Below are 17790 nucleotides of genomic sequence, written 5' to 3'. Positions count from 1 at the left end.
CCTCGCTTTTTATAGGGCTTCTTTGAATTTTCAGCGGCCCGTGTTGCTGTTATTAATCTTTTCCCAGAACCTCTTCCAGTTTTTCACCGGTAACCGTCTCTTTGATGCGCGCCTCCAGTTCTTCCATTAATTCCGGATTATCCAAAATCAGTTGCTTAACAGCATCGCGACCCTGGCCAAGTTTAGTGTCATTGTAGCTAAACCATGAGCCTGATTTGCGAATAATATCAAATTCTACGCCCAGGTCAATTATTTCGCCTACTTTGGAGATGCCCTGGCCAAACATAACATCAAATTCTGCTATCCGGAACGGCGGAGCAACCTTGTTTTTTACAACTTTAACTTTAACTCTATTGCCCGAGACCTCTTCACTGTCTTTTATTTGCGAAGTTCTGCGAATATCCAAACGTACCGAAGCATAAAACTTTAGTGCATTTCCTCCAGTAGTGGTCTCTGGATTTCCGAACATCACACCAATTTTTTCGCGTAATTGATTGATGAAAATACAGCAGCAACCAGTTTTAGATATAGTTCCGGTAAGTTTTCGCAAAGCCTGCGACATTAAGCGAGCTTGTAAACCCATTTTTGAGTCGCCCATTTCGCCTTCAATTTCTGCTTTTGGCACCAATGCGGCTACCGAGTCAATCACAATGATATCTATTGCTCCGGATCGGATAAGATTGTCAGCAATTTCAAGCGCCTGTTCACCATTGTCGGGTTGCGAAATAAGAAGGTTCTCGATATCAACCCCTAATTTTTTAGCATAATATTTATCAAAAGCATGTTCCGCATCAATGAATGCAGCTATTCCTCCTTTTTTTTGAGCTTCTGCGATAGCATGTATAGCTAAGGTGGTTTTACCTGATGATTCTGGGCCGTAGATCTCGATTACGCGTCCCTTAGGTAGCCCTCCGATGCCTAAGGCAATGTCAAGTGTTAGCGAGCCGGTTGAAATAGCATCGGTAGTTTCTACGGCAGTATCACCTAATTTCATGATGGTGCCCTTGCCATAAGATTTTTCCAGTTTATCCAGAGTAAGCTGAAGCGCTTTTAATTTGTCTGCGTTGCTCATTATTTTAGTTTATTCGGTGCAAATATAATTAATTTAAATAAAATGCTAAAATTTTTATCAATAGCTTTTACTGATCTAAATTATTCTTTTACCTCGAACTTCTGAAGCATTGTTGAAAGTTTGTTCGTTTTTTTTCGATCTTTTATTGCCTTCTCCTTTTTTCGTTCGGCTACAGCCATTTTAGTTAAGGCCGTTGCAGTTTGTTGATACTCATAATACTTGCAAAACCAAGTAATGGGACAAATTTCGCACTTCGGTCTCCTTGCCTGACAAATATATCTGCCATGTAAAATGAGCCAGTGGTGTGAGTGTCTGATGGTTTCTGTAGGAAGGTATTTTACAAGCTGTTTTTCAACAGCCAGTGGAGTGGTAGCATTTCTGGTTAGGCCGAGGCGGTTTGCTACTCTAAATACATGTGTGTCTACCGCCAACGCAGGCGCTTCGAAAACTATAGAAGTAATTACATTGGCTGTTTTTCTTCCCACCCCCGGCAGGGTTTGCAGGTCTTCCATCGAGGAAGGAACCTCACCATTGAATTTTTCGACCAGCAACCTGGCCATTCCTACCAAATGCTTCGACTTGTTATTCGGATAACTTACCGATCTAATGCATTCAAATACATCCTCTGAGCCGGCCTTCGCCAATGAGAATGCATCGGGGTACTTTTCAAATAAAGCCGGGGTGATCTGATTTATTCGCTTATCTGTACATTGAGCAGACAATATAACAGCTACCAGTAACTGATACGGGTTATTATAATGAAGTTCGGTTTGGGCATCTGGTTGATGAGTGGAAAAATACTCCACAAATGCTTTGAAGCGCTCTTTTTTAAGCATGAGCAAAAATACAGAAATAGCTGCTCTTTAGCAGATGCAGCTATTCAAAATTCGAGATTACCTATAAGGATTTTGAATGCTTCAGGATATTTTCAACGGTTTGCTGAGGGGGATCCTGAGATAATTTATCCAGCTCGTCTTTTATCGAGTTGTAAAATGCCTGATCGTCTGCGCTTAACGCAGACAGGGGAGCTGTACCAAGTTCCTCATGCCGGAACAGGTTAATCTCAGAGTCTGTAGTAGAAGTTTGTAACATAAGCAATGCCGTTTAAATGTTTTCTTGACGTTTAATATAACAAATAAACGGCATTGCAAATTTTATATTTTACGATTAATTACTTTTTTTTAACTAGTTGATCTTCAGGCTCATTTCTTTAGTTTGCATCATCTTTCTCAGGTTGTTTAGTGCATAGCGCATCCGCCCAAGCGCTGTATTGATACTAACATTTGTAATATCAGCAATTTCTTTAAAGCTTAAATCTGCGTAATGCCGCATAATTAATACCTCTTTTTGTTCTTCCGGAAGCAGCTGAATCAGCGTTTTCAGATCTTTATGGGTCTGATTTCTAATCATCTTGTCTTCGATACTTTCATCGTAAAAACCCAGAACATCAAAAATGTCGAATCCATCGCCACTTGTGATAACCGGTGTGCGCTTTTCTTTCCTGAAGTGGTCGATTACAAGGTTATGGGCAATACGAAGCACCCAGGGTACGAATTTACCCTCTTCGTTGTACTTACCCGCCTTTAAAGTATTAACTACTTTGATGAAAGTATCCTGAAAGATATCTTCAGCCAGATACTGGTCTTTAACCAGCATGTATATAGATGTGTAAATTTTGGTTTTGTGTCTGCGTACCAGCTCTTCCAAACCCGTCTCTTGACCCGTTATGTACAAATGTACCAACTCTTGGTCGTTCATCACTTGAAGCTTCATAGGACTCCTATTTAAATTACCCTTAATTGTTTTTGAATAAAGTTATTTAAGTAGAGTTGTATCTATAATCTTCTCCTTTAGTTAAAAATTGTGTTATTGGTTACTTTGTGTGTATATCAAATATAAATAAAAATATTATATGTACAAACATTTATTATAAAATAATTACACTATTTGGTCGTATTTTTGACCTAAACAATCCGTATAATTTCTCCTTGTATTCTATATACGAGAATAAACATCTTCAGGTTTCATGAGTACAGAATCAGATAAAGATCCCAAGCAACATATAATCATAAAAGGTGCCAGAGTTCATAATCTTAAGAATATCGATGTAGCAATTCCCAAAAATAAACTGGTGGTTATTACGGGCATGTCCGGTTCGGGCAAGTCATCTCTTGCTTTTGATACCCTGTACGCAGAAGGTCAGCGGCGGTATGTCGAAAGTTTGTCTTCGTACGCCCGCCAGTTTATGGGACGAATGAATAAGCCGGATGTTGATTATATAAAAGGCATTGCACCGGCTATTGCGATAGAACAAAAGGTGATCACCAGCAATCCCAGGTCTACAGTGGGTACATCTACTGAGATCTATGATTATTTAAAGTTGCTTTTCTCGCGGGTTGGAAAAACCTATTCGCCTGTCTCTGGGCTCGAGGTAAAAAGAGATTCGGTGACCACAGTAGTGAATTTCGTTTCGGCTTTGCCAGAAGAAACTTCGGTAACAATATATTGCCCCCTGCACCCTCACAGTAATCGCACTGTTAAGGAGGAATTAGCAGTTCTTCTTCAAAAAGGGTTTTTACGCGTTTATTTTGATGGCAAACTATCAAAAATCGAAGATCTGCTCGAAGACAAGGCAGTTATCAACGATAAACTGGATGCCGCTGCCCTGAATATTGTGATTGACCGGGTTTCGGTTGCTAACGATGAAGAGACTCTAAGCCGGGTTGCAGATTCTGTGCAGACTGCCTTCTTTGAGGGTAAAGGGGATTGCTATGTAGAGGAGAATGGAAACAGCCATTTCTTTTGCGACCGCTTCGAGCTTGATGGCATGCGGTTCGAGGAACCTACTCCCAACTTTTTTAGCTTTAACAATCCATACGGGGCCTGCAAGAGATGTGAAGGCTACGGCAAAGTAATCGGTATTGACGAGGATCTTGTAATTCCAGATAAAAATAAGTCGGTATACGATGGTGCTGTTGCGCCCTGGCGTGGCGAAAAGATGCGCGAATGGCTGGATGAATTGCTGAAACATGCGCTAAAGTTTGATTTTCCGGTTCACCGTTCTTTCAACCACCTTACCGATGAACAGAAACAGCTGCTCTGGACAGGAAATCAGTACTTCAGAGGCTTGGATCAATTTTTCAAACATCTGGAAGAGCAAACGTATAAAATCCAGTACCGGGTTATGCTTTCACGATACCGGGGAAAAACGAATTGTCCTGAGTGTAAAGGGAGCCGTCTGAGAAAGGATGCTACCTATGTCAAGATCGAGGGCAAGTCGATTACCGACATCGTGCTGATGCCTCTTGACAAGGCTCTTCAATTTTTCCAAAATCTGGGTCTGGGTGAGAATGACACTAAGATCGCTAAACGCCTTCTGGCAGAAATAACCAACCGTATCAAATTTTTAAATGATGTTGGCTTAAGTTATTTAACACTTAACCGTCTTTCAAACACCTTATCGGGAGGCGAATCACAGCGGATAAACCTGGCAACCTCACTCGGGAGTTCTTTAGTCGGTTCTGTTTATGTACTCGATGAGCCCAGTATCGGACTTCATCCCCGGGATACCCAAAAGCTTATCGGTGTTTTAAAGTCCTTACGCGATGTTGGAAATACCGTTTTAGTGGTAGAGCATGAAGAGGAGATCATGAATGCAGCCGATCATTTAATCGACATTGGTCCCGAGGCGGGAACGCATGGCGGTAATTTGATGTTTACAGGAACCTACGAGCAGATAATTAAAGATGAAAATAGTTTAACGGGTAAATATCTGAGCGGGAAAGAAAAGATCGAGGTTCCCGCGAGCCGCCGCAAATGGAATGACGCCATTGAGATTAAAGGTGCCCGGGAAAATAATCTGCAGAACATAGATGTCAAATTTCCTTTAAATGTCTTTACCTGCGTTACCGGTGTGTCCGGCTCTGGTAAAACCTCCCTTGTTAAACGGATTCTTCAGCCGGCCTTGCAAAAAGCTATCGGACATTATTCCGGAGAGCAAACCGGGGCATACGACGAGTTGACAGGCGATTTTAACAAGATCGAACAGGTTGAATTGGTTGATCAGAATCCAATCGGAAGATCGTCTCGTTCTAATCCTGTTACCTATGTGAAAGCCTGGGATGAAATCCGGAATTTGTATGCTTCACAGCCATCTGCGAAAGCAGCAGGTTTAAAGCCCGCGGCTTTTTCTTTTAATGTGGAAGGCGGCCGTTGCGATGTTTGTCAGGGTGAAGGTGAAGTGAAGATAGAGATGCAGTTTATGGCTGATATTTATCTAACATGTGAGGCCTGCGACGGGAAGCGTTTTAAGCAACACGTATTAGATATCACTTACCAGGATAAAACTGTATCGGAAGTCCTGGATCTGACTATTGAAGAGGCACTCGAGTTTTTTAAAAAGGAGCCGAAAATTCTTACTAAGATGCAGCCTCTGGCTGATGTAGGTTTAGGCTATGTACATTTGGGGCAATCTTCAAATACTCTTTCCGGAGGTGAGGCACAGCGGATCAAACTTGCTTCTTTCCTCATCAAAGGTAACAACAGTCACAAAACGCTTTTTATTTTCGACGAACCTACCACCGGTTTGCATTTTCATGATATCAAAAAATTACTTAAATCTTTTAATGCTTTGCTGGATCAGGGGAATACCATTCTTGTTATCGAACATAATATGGATGTGGTAAAATGCGCTGACTGGGTGATTGATATTGGTCCTGAGGGGGGCGACAGGGGTGGACGGCTCATCTTTGAGGGTACACCAGAAGATCTTATTAAAGAACAAGATTCATACACTGGCAAGTTTCTGAACTCACATTTCAAATAATTAGCCTACTAATCTTATATACATTGTATTTTAGCGGAATTTACTGTTTCTATGGAATTGAAATCCGCTGAAGAGCCCGAAGTAATTGTACAGGAAGATGTAATTGGTTCTCAACCAGAGCTTCGTCAGACAAAGTTGATATTATCGATCGCTTCATTAGTGCTGGTGATGTTGGCTATTGTTGTGCTCTGGGCATATGTGCCGTCTTTTCAAACTTATTTTTCGGATATTCCTGCTGAATTTTACTGGTTTTTAATTGCAGGCTTCATTTTCGCGATGATCGACGGCGCCATCGGCATGTCATACGGCGTTACTTCAACAACTTTTAGTATCTCCATGGGGATACCGCCCGCATCGGCCAGTACGGCGGTGCATTTATCTGAAATATTGAGTAACGGAATAGCTGGCCTGATGCATTATAAGATGGGCAACGTAAATGTGAAGTTGTTCAAAATGCTGGTCATCCCGGGCATAATTGGAGCCATGCTTGGGGCCTTTTTGTTATCTTCGCTTGAGCACTACAGCGCTTACACAAAGCCACTTGTGTCATTGTATACATTGATTTTAGGCCTCGTTATCCTGTCGAAGGCGTTCAATCTGAAGAAAAAAACAGGCGAGATAAAAAAGAAAATTAAAAACATTGCGGCGTTAGGTTTTGGAGGTGGTTTGGTTGATGCAGTTGGCGGCGGCGGCTGGGGATCTATTGTACTTTCGACTCTGATTGCCGGCGGACGTCATGCCCGTTTCTCTTTAGGCGCCGTGAAAGCATCAAGGTTTTTTGTTGCGTTAATGAGCTCCTTAACGTTTATAACCATGTTAAGAGGCTTGCATTGGGCAGCCATCGGCGGATTGGTAGTAGGAAGCGCTATTGCATCTCCTATAGCGGCCCGGGTAGCTAACCGAATTTCGGCCAAGAGTATTATGTTCGCCGTCGGCATAATCGTGATTCTGGCGAGCTTAAAGAATATCCTGGGATTTATTTTGAAAATGCTCTGATCCTTATACAGACTCTTTTTTGATATCCAGTTTACCCTAATCTTCTGTAAGTTTGTTTTTGTTGAAAGAGTCGTATAAGGATTTGAAACCGACGGACGGCTCCAGATAAATCAGAATAAGATGAAAATAGAATTAAAAAGAGTTAATGATGCGGTGCATTTCGAAGCTACAGGCTCTGAAGATGTGATTGTGCACGTAGACGGATCGGAAGCTATTGGTGGACAGGGTCTGGGTGTCAGGCCTATGGAGCTCGTTCTAATGGCTTTGGGTTCATGCAGTTCGTTCGACCTTATCTCAATATTAAAAAAGCAGCGTCAGGATATTAAAGACGTATCCGTTACAGTGGAAGGCGAGCGGAAAGATGCTACACCGGCTGTGTTTACAAAGATCCACATGACAGTTAATATCTTAGGAGATGTCGATCCTGCCAAAGCAGAAAAGGCCGCTGAACTAGCGATAAAAAAATATTGCTCAGTACATGATATGCTGGCGGCTGGTGGTGTCGAAATTACATATTCCCTGCAAATCAAGGCTGAATAATAATCTTGGATTCAGCCGGTTTTAGACGTTCGACTGGGCTTTCAGACTATTGCTTCAACTTGAACAATTCAAGATTCCATATTTTTTCTGCCTTACGGCCGATGAGCCAGAACGAAAGTGCGAGGATTCCGAAAAAGATGGCTTTGTCTGTTGTATTCCAGAAGTACTCAAAATATCTGGTGTAGATATTTACCAGTAAAAACGTGATACCAAATTCTCTTGCTATTTCATCTTTTTTCTTGAGTCCGAAAGCAATAAATGCTGCCGACACAATTGCAGAAATGATAGCATAGTAGAATATATCGGTCTGTTTTACTCTGAACCAATCTTCCAGGTTTCCGAAGTTTCCAAAGATCGATAGCAGCCATAAGGAACCAAACAGGTATAATAAACCAATTATATACGTCAGGTTTCTGAACATTTCGAGGGCTTTCAGCCGATTTAAATGATAGCCTGCCAGGGTGATAAATGCGCCAAAGAATACAAAACGCAAAGGATAGTTCATCTTTAAGAAATAATCCCTCCAGGCGGTTTGATAGCCCGTTTCTGTGCCAAACCAGCTCCCCAGTGATATTAGAGCAAATGCCCAAATTAGCCGCGACTTAAACTTTAAGGCGAGGGCGCCGTACACGATAACCGACAGAAGGAAAAGCATCGAAAAGTGACCAGAGCCCTTATCGATCGCTTTTCCAAGAAAGGCGATGCTGCTGGCTGTAAAAAGAACAGCAACGAACAAGGTTGCTTCATTGCTGAATATCTTTTCAGGAAATTTCAGTTTGCTTTTTTGGCCATGATAATAAAGCCAGGCGGCTATCAATGCGGAAATTACACTTATAACAATATCCGGCGCGTCAGACAGCTTTTGTAAGAGTTTTAATATTTCATCGTTAATGATGAGTGAGGCAAATGCTATAAGTCCGCAGGCAAGAGCGATCCAAAATGAATATTGAGCCAGTCTCCTCCAGTCGAACTGCTTTATTGAATAAGATTCACGCAGTTGTTCGGCTGTGTCAGGGGTTACCAGGCCTTCAGATTCCCAATGCTGAATGGTTTGATTCAAAAAGTCAGCTTCCTGCTGATCGAGGTTTAATTTTCTCACGCGGTTAATGATACCCAAAAATAAGGGTAAAACCTTAAGATAGCAATTTTAGGCCTGATTGTTTGTCGCTGGATATTTGCAGCTTCAGTGCTTCAATATTGTCAAACCTGATATCGCCACGGATAAAATGAATGAACTCGATGGTTATATATTGACGGTAAATATCCTGATCAAAGTCGAAAATATTCACTTCAATATTTCTCGACATACCGTTGATGGTGGGGCGGTTTCCGATATACGCCATTCCCTTGTAGGCCTTAGAATTCTCCGGAAGTCTTACCCTCACAGCATAAATTCCATCGCCCGGAATTAACTTGTAGTTTTCCTCAATTAACAGATTTGCGGTGGGGAAGCCGAGAGTTCTCCCTAGCTGGTCGCCCTTGATCACCTGGCCGAATAAGCTAAACGGATAACCCAAAAAATCATTTGCAGTTTGCACATCACCTTTTAGCAGGGCATTTCGAATCTGGGTAGAGCTCACTGCTACATCATGAATGTCCTGTTCAGGAATTTCTTCTACTTCGTAACCGTATTCGGTAGCAAATTTTTGTAAGGCGGATAAATTGCCCTGGCGGTCTTTACCAAAATGATGATCGTATCCAATCACTATTTTACTGATCCCAATCTTTTCGACCAGTATCTTGCTGATATATGTTTCGGCACTGAGGTTCGAGAAATCTCTTGTGAAGGGTGTAATTATTAAATGGTCTACGCCCAACTGTTCCAAAAGTGCAGCCTTTTCATTGATGGTTGTGATCAGTTTTAGGTTTTCCTGTTCAGGATTGATGATCATCCGCGGATGGGGGAAAAAGGTAAGAATGACACTTTCTCCTTTAATTTCGTTCGCAACTTCGGTTAAACGGGAGATGATTTTTCTATGCCCTACATGTACGCCGTCGAAAGTGCCGATCGTAACTACAGCATTTTCCACTTTCTGAAATTCATCCAGATGCCTGTAAACTTTCATTTTTGCTCTGTTTCTTTTAGACTGCGAACGTGGTTAACAAGTTCCATCACTTCATAAGCGTTTTCCACACGAAAATCGCCGCTACGGGTGCGTCTTAATTTAGAAAGATAAGCGCCATTATTCAACAACTTTCCGAAATCGTATACCAAAGATCTGATGTAGGTTCCTTTGCTGCAAACTACTCTGAAGTCGACCTCCGGCAGGTCAATTCTGGTGATTTCGAATTCGGTGATAGTTACCTGGCGGGCCTTCAGTTCTACCGTTTCGCCCCTTCGCGCTTTTAAGTACAAGCGCTCTCCGTCTACCTTAACCGCTGAGTGGGCCGGCGGAAATTGTTCTAAAAGACCAATAAAGTGCTTACAGTTGTCGCGAATTTGCTCTTCCGTTAACCCCGAGATATTAAAGGTTTGATCGATTTCTGTTTCCAGATCGTAAGAGGGCGTGGTAGCGCCCAGGGTCATCGTTCCTGTATATTCCTTTTCCTGTGCCTGAAACTCATCAATCTTCTTGGTGAGTTTGCCGGTGCAGATAATTAATAATCCGGTGGCTAGCGGGTCCAATGTTCCGGCATGGCCTACCTTTAGTTTCAGCGGTTTAAACGAGTTCCGGATCTTACCCACCACATCAAAGCTTGTCCAGCGATATGGCTTATTTATTAAGAGTAGTTCGCCTTCGGCGAAATTAAAAGGAGGAAAGTCTTTTTCTGACACTATACAATTTTCAATTCGTAGCCCATCCAGTACAATACAATAATGGCTACTCCCAGTACAATTCTGTAATATCCAAAAACCTTGAAGCCATATTTCGTGACATAGTTCACAAAGGATCTTATCGCCAGTAAGGCTACCACAAATGCTACTATATTACCAATAATGAGCACATTAAAGTCTTTCGACTCGAAGCCGGTTTCTTTATAGTACTTTAACATCTTATATCCGGTGGCAGCAAACATGGTGGGCACCGCCAGAAAAAAAGAAAACTCCGCTGCAGCTTTTCGGGTAAGTTTCTGAGTAAGGCCACCGATGATGGTTGCTGCCGACCTTGAAACACCAGGGATCATGGCAATAACCTGGAAAAGACCAATAGAGAATGCCTCCCTGTAGTTCACGTCAAAATCTATTTCTCCACCAATAAACCACTTATCTACAAACAGAAGAATAATGCCACCCAAAACAAGCATTGCTGCAACTACCAGCACATTCTCCATTAACATGTCGATATAATCGTTTAGTAGAAAGCCAATTACAGCTGCCGGGAGAAAGGCTACAAATAATTTAAGGTAAAAGTCGAACGATTTAAAAAAACGTCTGCGATAAAGTACTACCACCGATAAAATAGCACCGAATTGAATAGCGACGTTAAACATTTTAACAAACGGGTCGTCCTCGATTCCCATTACCGCCGAGCCAATAATCATGTGGCCGGTTGATGATACCGGAAGGAATTCGGTCAACCCTTCTATAATAGCAAGGATGATGGCCTCAAAAATACTCATATGTATGGATTAGCTTCGCTTTTTAAGAATTGCGAGAAATCCTATAGCGAATCCAACTAACACAACAATCGGAGCCAAAATGGTTTTACGAAAATCATAAATATCCGTATCTCCGATCATCAGGATAAATCCCAGGGTAACAACTGCAATACTCAGAAGCATCAGGCGGTAATTACTTTTGCCGAATACAAATTGTACCGATGGTTTTTCAGTCGCAGTGGTTGTTGATTGTTTTTGTGCCATTATCTATAAAGGTCGTAAATTTTTAAACGCAGGTACTTACTCACAGCGAAATAGGTGCTGAAGAAAGATATCATGATGCCGATTGCGAGAACGCCTATAAACACTATCGAAAACTCTACCCAGTTCGTTAATATCACCAGTTCAGGGATTTGCTGTTGTGCAACATACAGTGTAACCAGCAAAAGGATAATTGCAATTAAGGCTCCTAATAAGCCGTGAAGCACACCGTATCCCAGAAATGGTTTCCTGATAAAGTTTTTTGTTGCCCCAACCAATTGCATGCTTTTAATCAGGAACCGCTGTGAATAAATTGCAAGCCTGATAGTGTTGTTAATTAAGGCAATAGAAATAATAAGTAATACGCAGGCAAATCCAAGAATGATCAGACCAATGACTTTGATATTCTGGTTCACCATATCAATAAGAGATTTTTGATAGATAACCTCTTTCACTAAAGGGTTTTTAGTAAGTTGATTGCTGAAAGATTGAATACTTGCATTATTTGCGTGTTCGGCTTTCATGTAAATATCGATCGAGGATAATAGCGGGTTGTACCCTAAAAACTCTACAAACTCCTCTCCCAGATCTTTTTGAAGGTTCCTGGCTGCCAGTTCCTTACTTACATATTGTGATTTTAAAACATAAGGATGCGTGTCGAGCTGCTTCTGAAGCGCAAGAACGTCAACCTCTTTTGCTCCGTCGCTAACAATAATGTTGAGTACAATATTCTCTTTCACATAATTCGAAAGATTCTTTGCGTGAACCATTATCAGTCCTAAAAGTCCTGTCATTAGTAAAACAAGAGCAATACTGATTACTGTAGAAATGTAAACCGTTTTTGTCTTTTTAGACGCTGTGCTGCTTTCAAATTCTTCCATATGCATTTAGAATACCGCGAAAATAAAGATTTCATAATCAATTAAGGTAAAACTTTGCAGATATAACATTTTTTAACAGCCTTCACCTTAAACGATCTCTCACAAATTAATGGATTCCTGTATAAGGGTATTTTGTTATTTTCGCATTCTTATTAAAACCCGTTCATGGATTATCAGTTTAGAGAACTCGAAAGCAAGTGGCAACAGTATTGGGCAGAGAACCAAACTTATAAAGTAGATAACACATCTTCAAAACCGAAATATTATGTTTTAGATATGTTTCCTTATCCATCGGGAGCGGGACTGCATGTTGGACATCCTTTGGGCTATATAGCTTCTGATATTTTTGCACGTTACAAGCGACTTAAGGGCTATAACGTATTGCACCCGATGGGATATGATTCTTTCGGTTTACCTGCAGAACAATACGCTATACAAACGGGGCAACATCCGGCATTGACTACAGAACAGAATATTGCTACCTACCGGCGGCAACTTGACCAGATTGGGTTTTCTTTCGACTGGAGCAGGGAAGTTAGAACCAGCGACCCGGCTTACTATAAATGGACGCAGTGGATCTTCATGCAGCTGTTTAATTCCTGGTATAATCTGGAAGAGGATAAAGCTGAGCGGATTGAAAATTTAATTCAGCATTTCTCATTAAAAGGTTCAGAAGGAATTCGTGCAGTATCTGATGAGGATACTTTAAGCTTTTCGGCTGATGAATGGAATCAGTTTTCGGAAAGACAGCAACAAGAAGAACTGTTAAAATATCGCCTTACTTTTCTTAAAGAAAGCACCGTAAACTGGTGCGCTGCCCTGGGAACGGTTTTGGCAAACGATGAAGTGAAAGATGGAGTTTCAGAACGGGGTGGTTATCCCGTGGAACAAAAAAAGATGATGCAGTGGAGCATGCGGATCACAGCTTACGCCGACCGCCTGCTTCAGGGATTGGATATTATTGATTGGCCGGATCCTTTAAAGGAAATGCAGAGGAACTGGATCGGGAAAAGTACGGGCGCATCGGTTATTTTTCCGTTGGAAAAAGGTGATGATGCTATCGAGGTGTTTACAACTAGAGTCGATACCATATTCGGAGTAAGCTTTCTCGTTATAGCTCCGGAACACGAACTGGTCTCATCTTTAACTACTCCACAACAAAAAGAAGAGATCGAGACCTATATAGCACAAACCAAGAAAAAATCTGAACTCGACCGCATGGCGGATGCTAAAACGGTGTCAGGTGCATTCACGGGGAGTTACGCTTTAAATCCTTTGAATGGCACTAAAATTCCGGTTTGGATAGCAGATTACGTGTTGGCAGGGTACGGAACGGGTGCTGTTATGGCGGTGCCTTCCGGCGATCAGCGTGACTGGCTTTTTGCCAAACACTTCAATCTTCCCATCATCCAGATACTGGACGCTCAGAAAGATATCGAACATGAGGCGGATGCCACCAAGGAGGGGAGATATATAAATTCAGACCTGATTAACGGTTTGACTTACCAGGAAGCCATCCCTGTTTTAATAGAAAAATTAGAACAGTTGAAGGCCGGAAAAGCCAAAATTCAGTATCGTATGCGGGATGCGATTTTTGGTCGCCAGCGTTACTGGGGTGAGCCGGTGCCTGTTTATTTTAAAGACGGGCTTCCTTATTTAATTGATGAACAAGACTTACCGCTGGTTTTGCCAGAAGTAGATAAATACCTCCCTACCGAAAGCGGCGAACCTCCTTTGGGAAGAGCGAAAGATTGGAAATACAAAGGCGAGTACGAGTATGAACTAAGTACTATGCCAGGCTGGGCAGGTTCAAGCTGGTATTGGTACCGATATATGACTTCTGCCGACGAACGGGCGGAAAATGTAATGGCTCCTCAACCTGCTATTGAGTACTGGAAGGACGTTGACCTTTACATTGGCGGTTCAGAACATGCGACCGGGCATTTGCTTTACAGCCGCTTTTGGAACAAATTTTTGAAAGATTTGGGGTATGTGATTGAAGATGAGCCTTTCAAAAAGCTGATTAATCAGGGGATGATCCAGGGGCGTTCTAACTTCGTTTATCGCGTTATCGATGAGCAAGGGAAAGGAACGAATGTTTTCGTTTCTAACGGATTGAAGGATCAATATAAAGTTTCGGCAGTGCATGTGGACGTCAATATTGTTGAAAATGATGTGCTCGATTTAGAAAGATTCAGAAAATCGCGTGAAGAGTATGCCGATGCAGAGTTTATTTTCGAAAATGGAAAATATGTCTGCGGTGTTGAAGTCGAAAAGATGTCGAAATCGAAGTTCAATGTGGTAAATCCTGATGATATCATCGAACGGTACGGTGCAGACACTCTTCGCCTATACGAAATGTTTCTTGGTCCGCTAGAGCAAAGCAAACCATGGAATACAAACGGTATAGAAGGAGTTTTTAAGTTCTTAAGGAAGCTCTGGAGACTTTTTCATGATGAACAACTTAATTTTAAGGTATCTGAGGAAGAACCAACAAAAGCAGAGCTTAAGTCTCTACATAAAATTATTCTGAAGGTACAGGAAGATATTGAGCGGTTTTCGTTTAATACTTCTGTGTCAAGTTTTATGATCTGTGTAAACGAGTTGACCGAATTAAAATGCAACAAGCGCAAGATCCTTCAGGATTTAGTGGTTGTACTGGCACCCTATGCGCCCCATATCACAGAGGAGTTGTGGACCTTACTGGGAAATCCCGCCGGAACAGTATCTTTTGCTTCATATCCTAAGTTTAACCCGGATTACCTGGTTGAGGATGAATTTGCCTATCCGATTTCTCTTAACGGTAAGATGAAAATGAATTTAAATATGTCGCTTACGCTTGAAGCTTTGGAAATTGAAAGGTTTGTTTTGGAAAATGAAGATGTGAAAAGATATCTTGACGGAAAAACTCCTAAAAAAGTTATTGTGGTAAAGGGTAAGATTGTGAATCTGGTGGTGTAACTCGGTTTCTTGCCTCAGCAACAAAAAGCGATAGAACTTAACTCTATCGCTTTTTTATTTTCTCATAAAACTTTAACATTTGCCTTGTAACATTCCGTCTATCTTTGCGACTAACTATCAAAAATGAAATAATGCGATCTTTTCTTTCTTTATTAATATTCTTATCCTGTACCAACTTCTTAATGGGCCAAATACCCGGTGGAGGCGCGCCAACGGTGATTGGAAGGGTTTCCGGAACAGTAGTTGATTCGATTACTCAAAAGCCGGTTGACTATGCATCAGTGGGTCTTGGGCGTGCCAGTTCTACAAAGAGCACAAACGGTGCACTTACCGATCAAAAAGGTGTATTCAAAATTGACAATGTTGCTCCTGGTACATATAAGCTTACTATAGTTTTCATGGGCTATCAAACTAAAGTGATAAGTCCGGTAATGACCACTCCGGGCAAACCAGATTTGAACCTCGGAAAAATTCTTTTATCACCTTCGGTTACCGCCCTGAAGGAGGTGGCAATCACCGGACAAGCATCGTTAATTGAAAACCGGGTGGATAAAGTTGTTTACAATGCCGAAAAGGACGCCACTGTAACGGGCGGAAATGCTGGCGATGTATTACGCAAAGTACCAATGGTTTCGGTTGATCAGGACGGGAATGTATCTCTTCGCGGAAGCCAGAACATTAAGGTGTTAATTAATGGAAAGCCTTCGGGCGCTATGGCGAGTAATGTGGGAGATGCAATGAAAATGCTCCCCGCCGATCAGATCAAAAGCGTTGAAGTAGTGACCAGCCCCTCAGCTAAATACGATGCGGAAGGGTCTGCAGGTATTATTAATATTATCACAAAGAAAAGCAACATGTCGGGTGTGAGTGGCTCGATTAGCGGTGGAGTGGGTACACGTCAAAACAATGGTAACGCAAACTTGAACGTCAATCAGAACCGCTTGAGTATTTCTGGTAATGTTGGTGGAAATTATACTTGGCCGCAGATTAGTACTATAGACTTCGCTAGTGTTGATTCGAAAACGATGAGATCGCAAACCGGTCGGAGCGAAACAGAACGCTATTCGGGAATGGGATCTGGAAACGTGAGTTATGATTTTAACAGCACCAATAGTATCTCTTCGGGTATCAGGTTTCATCAAGGAGGCTTTTCCACCGAGGGAATCTCGGCAAACTCTAACACCCCCACTGCCAGTAGTATGATAGGGCAATTGTATAATATCGATAATGATTCAAAAATGCAATTCAGCGGGTTTGACTGGAATGCTGATTATACTCATAAATTTAAAAAGGTAGGTAACGAAATTACTTTCGCAGGCCAGTGGAGCCATGGGAAAAGTCAGACCGATTATACCACTATTTATAGCGGATTTAACCCTAACCAAATTGCAGCTAACGATGGTATAAACGATGAGTACACCATTCAAGCGGATTATGCTCTGCCTTTAACCGACAAAATAAAATTGGAGGCTGGAGCTAAGGCTATTCTGAGAGATATTACCAGTAATTCGCTGGTACAGGTGGCTAATGGAACAGGCGTATATATAGAAAATGACCTCATGTCGAACGATTACCGGTACAACCAGGATGTGTACTCTGGCTACACAGTATTAAGTTTTCAGTTACCAAAAAGCGTTGGGGTACAGGTTGGAGCACGACTAGAGAATACAGAAATAAAAGGACGCGAAAACTCTGCTAATCCTGCTTTCGAGCCCTTTTCACACGACTATCCCAATTTTATTCCCAGTCTGGCTATTTCCAAGACTATAAAGAGCAATACTTTCCGATTGAGCTACAGTAAACGTATTCAGCGCCCCAGTCTGCATTATTTAAATCCTTTTAGAAATACAAGTAATGCTGTGTCGCACAGTATGGGGAATCCTTACCTTTCGCCGGAAATCACTCAAAATGTAGAATTGAACTTCTCCACTTTTATCAAAACGTCGGTAATTAATGCTTCGATATATTACAAACATACTGAAGATGTGATAGAGAGCTTTGTAAGTCCCGATGAGTACGTAACTCAAGGTAAGAGCGGAAACGATACAACAGTCAACGTATCTCTCACCAACTTTGATAACATCGGTAAAAATAACTCCATTGGAGGAAGCTTTTTTGGACAGATAAGTCCCGTTAAGGCGATAACATTAAGAACTAACATTAACCTATTCTCATATAAACCTCAAGCGACCACAGAATTCCAGAGATCGAGCGCGAACATTGGTACTCAATTACTTTATAACGCTTTTCTGAGTGGTTCTGTAACATTGCCGGGAAATTTCATCACCGAAACCTTTTTGATTATCAATTCACCAAGAAGAACTTTTCAGGGAAAGAATCCAGCATTTAATATGTGGGTAGTTTCATTCAGTAAGCAAGTGTTGAATAAGAAGGGAAAAATAGGACTGAATATTGTTGATCCTTTCAACGAGCGAAAGAACTTCAGGAGTGAGATTAAAAGCGGGGAATTAACTCAAAGCAGTAATTTCTCTATGCCATTCCGTTCATTTGGCGTAACATTTAGCTGGCAGTTCGGTAAGATGAACTTCAATGCACCTCAGAAGAAGAAACGCGGCGTAAACAACGACGACCTGAAACAGGATGGTGGCCAGGGCGGGACCCAAGGCGGTCAAGGCGGTGGCCAGGGAATGTAGGTTCCCGGATACCAAAAATAAAAATGCTGTTTGCCTGTAAGCTCACAGCATTTTTTGTTT

The 17790-nt window shown here is 41.7% G+C and carries 15 protein-coding genes; 5 read left to right on the top strand and 10 right to left on the bottom strand.

Annotated features, from left to right (window positions below):
* Positions 1–52: 52 nt before the first annotated feature.
* The 4 genes from recA to J3P43_RS18465 all read right to left on the bottom strand — a co-directional run bounded on the left by recA (position 53) and on the right by J3P43_RS18465 (position 2845).
* Complete coding sequence (gene recA / locus J3P43_RS18480; protein ID WP_255905233.1) at positions 53–1072, bottom strand: recombinase RecA; 1020 nt, start codon at positions 1070–1072, stop codon at positions 53–55.
* Between the two features lie 80 nt (positions 1073–1152).
* On the bottom strand, positions 1153–1908 hold the full coding sequence (gene nth, locus J3P43_RS18475) for an endonuclease III (RefSeq protein ID WP_255905231.1): 756 nt from the start codon (positions 1906–1908) through the stop codon (positions 1153–1155).
* 61 nt (positions 1909–1969) lie between these two features.
* Positions 1970–2164: a hypothetical protein gene (locus J3P43_RS18470; protein WP_255905229.1), complete on the bottom strand. Its 195-nt coding sequence runs from the start codon at positions 2162–2164 to the stop codon at positions 1970–1972.
* A gap of 93 nt (positions 2165–2257) precedes the next feature.
* A complete protein-coding gene (locus J3P43_RS18465; RefSeq protein ID WP_255905227.1) occupies positions 2258–2845 on the bottom strand; it encodes an RNA polymerase sigma factor in 588 nt (195 codons plus the stop codon).
* Between the two features lie 253 nt (positions 2846–3098).
* On the opposite strand from J3P43_RS18465, the gene uvrA reads away from it, so the two are divergent.
* From uvrA to J3P43_RS18450, 3 genes are all read left to right on the top strand, one after another.
* Positions 3099–5897 (top strand): excinuclease ABC subunit UvrA, encoded by a 2799-nt coding sequence (gene uvrA / locus J3P43_RS18460; RefSeq protein WP_255905224.1) that lies wholly within the window; start codon positions 3099–3101, stop codon positions 5895–5897.
* Between the two features lie 51 nt (positions 5898–5948).
* Positions 5949–6893, top strand: a complete 945-nt coding sequence (locus J3P43_RS18455) for a sulfite exporter TauE/SafE family protein (protein WP_255905222.1) — start codon at positions 5949–5951, stop codon at positions 6891–6893.
* 120 nt (positions 6894–7013) lie between these two features.
* Positions 7014–7433, top strand: a complete 420-nt coding sequence (locus tag J3P43_RS18450) for an OsmC family protein (protein WP_255905220.1) — start codon at positions 7014–7016, stop codon at positions 7431–7433.
* 46 nt (positions 7434–7479) lie between these two features.
* Here the strand turns inward: J3P43_RS18450 and J3P43_RS18445 are convergent, their stop codons facing one another.
* From J3P43_RS18445 to J3P43_RS18420, 6 genes are read right to left on the bottom strand one after another with little or no spacing between them, the layout of a single operon-like run.
* On the bottom strand, positions 7480–8532 hold the full coding sequence (locus tag J3P43_RS18445) for a DUF2157 domain-containing protein (protein ID WP_255905218.1): 1053 nt from the start codon (positions 8530–8532) through the stop codon (positions 7480–7482).
* A gap of 34 nt (positions 8533–8566) precedes the next feature.
* Positions 8567–9499: a bifunctional riboflavin kinase/FAD synthetase gene (locus tag J3P43_RS18440; RefSeq protein WP_255905216.1), complete on the bottom strand. Its 933-nt coding sequence runs from the start codon at positions 9497–9499 to the stop codon at positions 8567–8569.
* A complete protein-coding gene (gene truB / locus J3P43_RS18435) occupies positions 9496–10212 on the bottom strand; it encodes a tRNA pseudouridine(55) synthase TruB (protein ID WP_255905523.1) in 717 nt (238 codons plus the stop codon). Before truB ends, J3P43_RS18440 begins: the two co-directional genes overlap by 4 nt.
* A complete protein-coding gene (locus J3P43_RS18430) occupies positions 10209–10994 on the bottom strand; it encodes an undecaprenyl-diphosphate phosphatase (protein WP_255905214.1) in 786 nt (261 codons plus the stop codon). The genes truB and J3P43_RS18430 overlap by 4 nt, the downstream gene beginning before the upstream one ends.
* A gap of 9 nt (positions 10995–11003) precedes the next feature.
* Positions 11004–11237 carry a DUF3098 domain-containing protein gene (locus J3P43_RS18425; protein ID WP_255905212.1) on the bottom strand — a complete coding sequence of 78 codons (234 nt, stop codon included), beginning with the start codon at positions 11235–11237 and terminating at the stop codon, positions 11004–11006.
* On the bottom strand, positions 11237–12115 hold the full coding sequence (locus J3P43_RS18420) for a cell division protein FtsX (RefSeq protein WP_255905210.1): 879 nt from the start codon (positions 12113–12115) through the stop codon (positions 11237–11239). Before J3P43_RS18420 ends, J3P43_RS18425 begins: the two co-directional genes overlap by 1 nt.
* 165 nt (positions 12116–12280) lie before the next feature.
* Between J3P43_RS18420 and leuS the strand changes: the two genes are divergently transcribed.
* Positions 12281–15076, top strand: coding sequence for a leucine--tRNA ligase (gene leuS / locus J3P43_RS18415; protein WP_255905207.1), 2796 nt, complete (start codon positions 12281–12283; stop codon positions 15074–15076).
* 182 nt (positions 15077–15258) lie between these two features.
* Positions 15259–17730: a TonB-dependent receptor gene (locus J3P43_RS18410; protein ID WP_255905205.1), complete on the top strand. Its 2472-nt coding sequence runs from the start codon at positions 15259–15261 to the stop codon at positions 17728–17730.
* The last annotated feature ends 60 nt before the right edge of the window (positions 17731–17790 follow it).

The sequence above is a fragment of the Paradesertivirga mongoliensis genome, assembly GCF_024436395.1.
GTDB lineage: Bacteria > Bacteroidota > Bacteroidia > Sphingobacteriales > Sphingobacteriaceae > Paradesertivirga > Paradesertivirga mongoliensis.
Note: the sequence above shows the minus strand (reverse complement) of the source record. Positions and strands in the feature narration are given on the sequence as shown.

Bases quoted from the DNA above. Each gene is read 5' to 3' on its own strand.
- recA (WP_255905233.1), bottom strand. From the start codon at position 1,072: ATGAGCAACGCAGACAAATTAAAAGCGCTTCAGCTTACTCTGGATAAA.
- nth (WP_255905231.1), bottom strand. From the start codon at position 1,908: ATGCTTAAAAAAGAGCGCTTCAAAGCATTTGTGGAGTATTTTTCCACT.
- J3P43_RS18470 (WP_255905229.1), bottom strand. From the start codon at position 2,164: ATGTTACAAACTTCTACTACAGACTCTGAGATTAACCTGTTCCGGCAT.
- J3P43_RS18465 (WP_255905227.1), bottom strand. From the start codon at position 2,845: ATGAAGCTTCAAGTGATGAACGACCAAGAGTTGGTACATTTGTACATA.
- uvrA (WP_255905224.1), top strand. From the start codon at position 3,099: ATGAGTACAGAATCAGATAAAGATCCCAAGCAACATATAATCATAAAA.
- J3P43_RS18455 (WP_255905222.1), top strand. From the start codon at position 5,949: ATGGAATTGAAATCCGCTGAAGAGCCCGAAGTAATTGTACAGGAAGAT.
- J3P43_RS18450 (WP_255905220.1), top strand. From the start codon at position 7,014: ATGAAAATAGAATTAAAAAGAGTTAATGATGCGGTGCATTTCGAAGCT.
- J3P43_RS18440 (WP_255905216.1), bottom strand. From the start codon at position 9,499: ATGAAAGTTTACAGGCATCTGGATGAATTTCAGAAAGTGGAAAATGCT.
- J3P43_RS18430 (WP_255905214.1), bottom strand. From the start codon at position 10,994: ATGAGTATTTTTGAGGCCATCATCCTTGCTATTATAGAAGGGTTGACC.
- J3P43_RS18425 (WP_255905212.1), bottom strand. From the start codon at position 11,237: ATGGCACAAAAACAATCAACAACCACTGCGACTGAAAAACCATCGGTA.
- J3P43_RS18420 (WP_255905210.1), bottom strand. From the start codon at position 12,115: ATGGAAGAATTTGAAAGCAGCACAGCGTCTAAAAAGACAAAAACGGTT.
- leuS (WP_255905207.1), top strand. From the start codon at position 12,281: ATGGATTATCAGTTTAGAGAACTCGAAAGCAAGTGGCAACAGTATTGG.
- J3P43_RS18410 (WP_255905205.1), top strand. From the start codon at position 15,259: ATGGGCCAAATACCCGGTGGAGGCGCGCCAACGGTGATTGGAAGGGTT.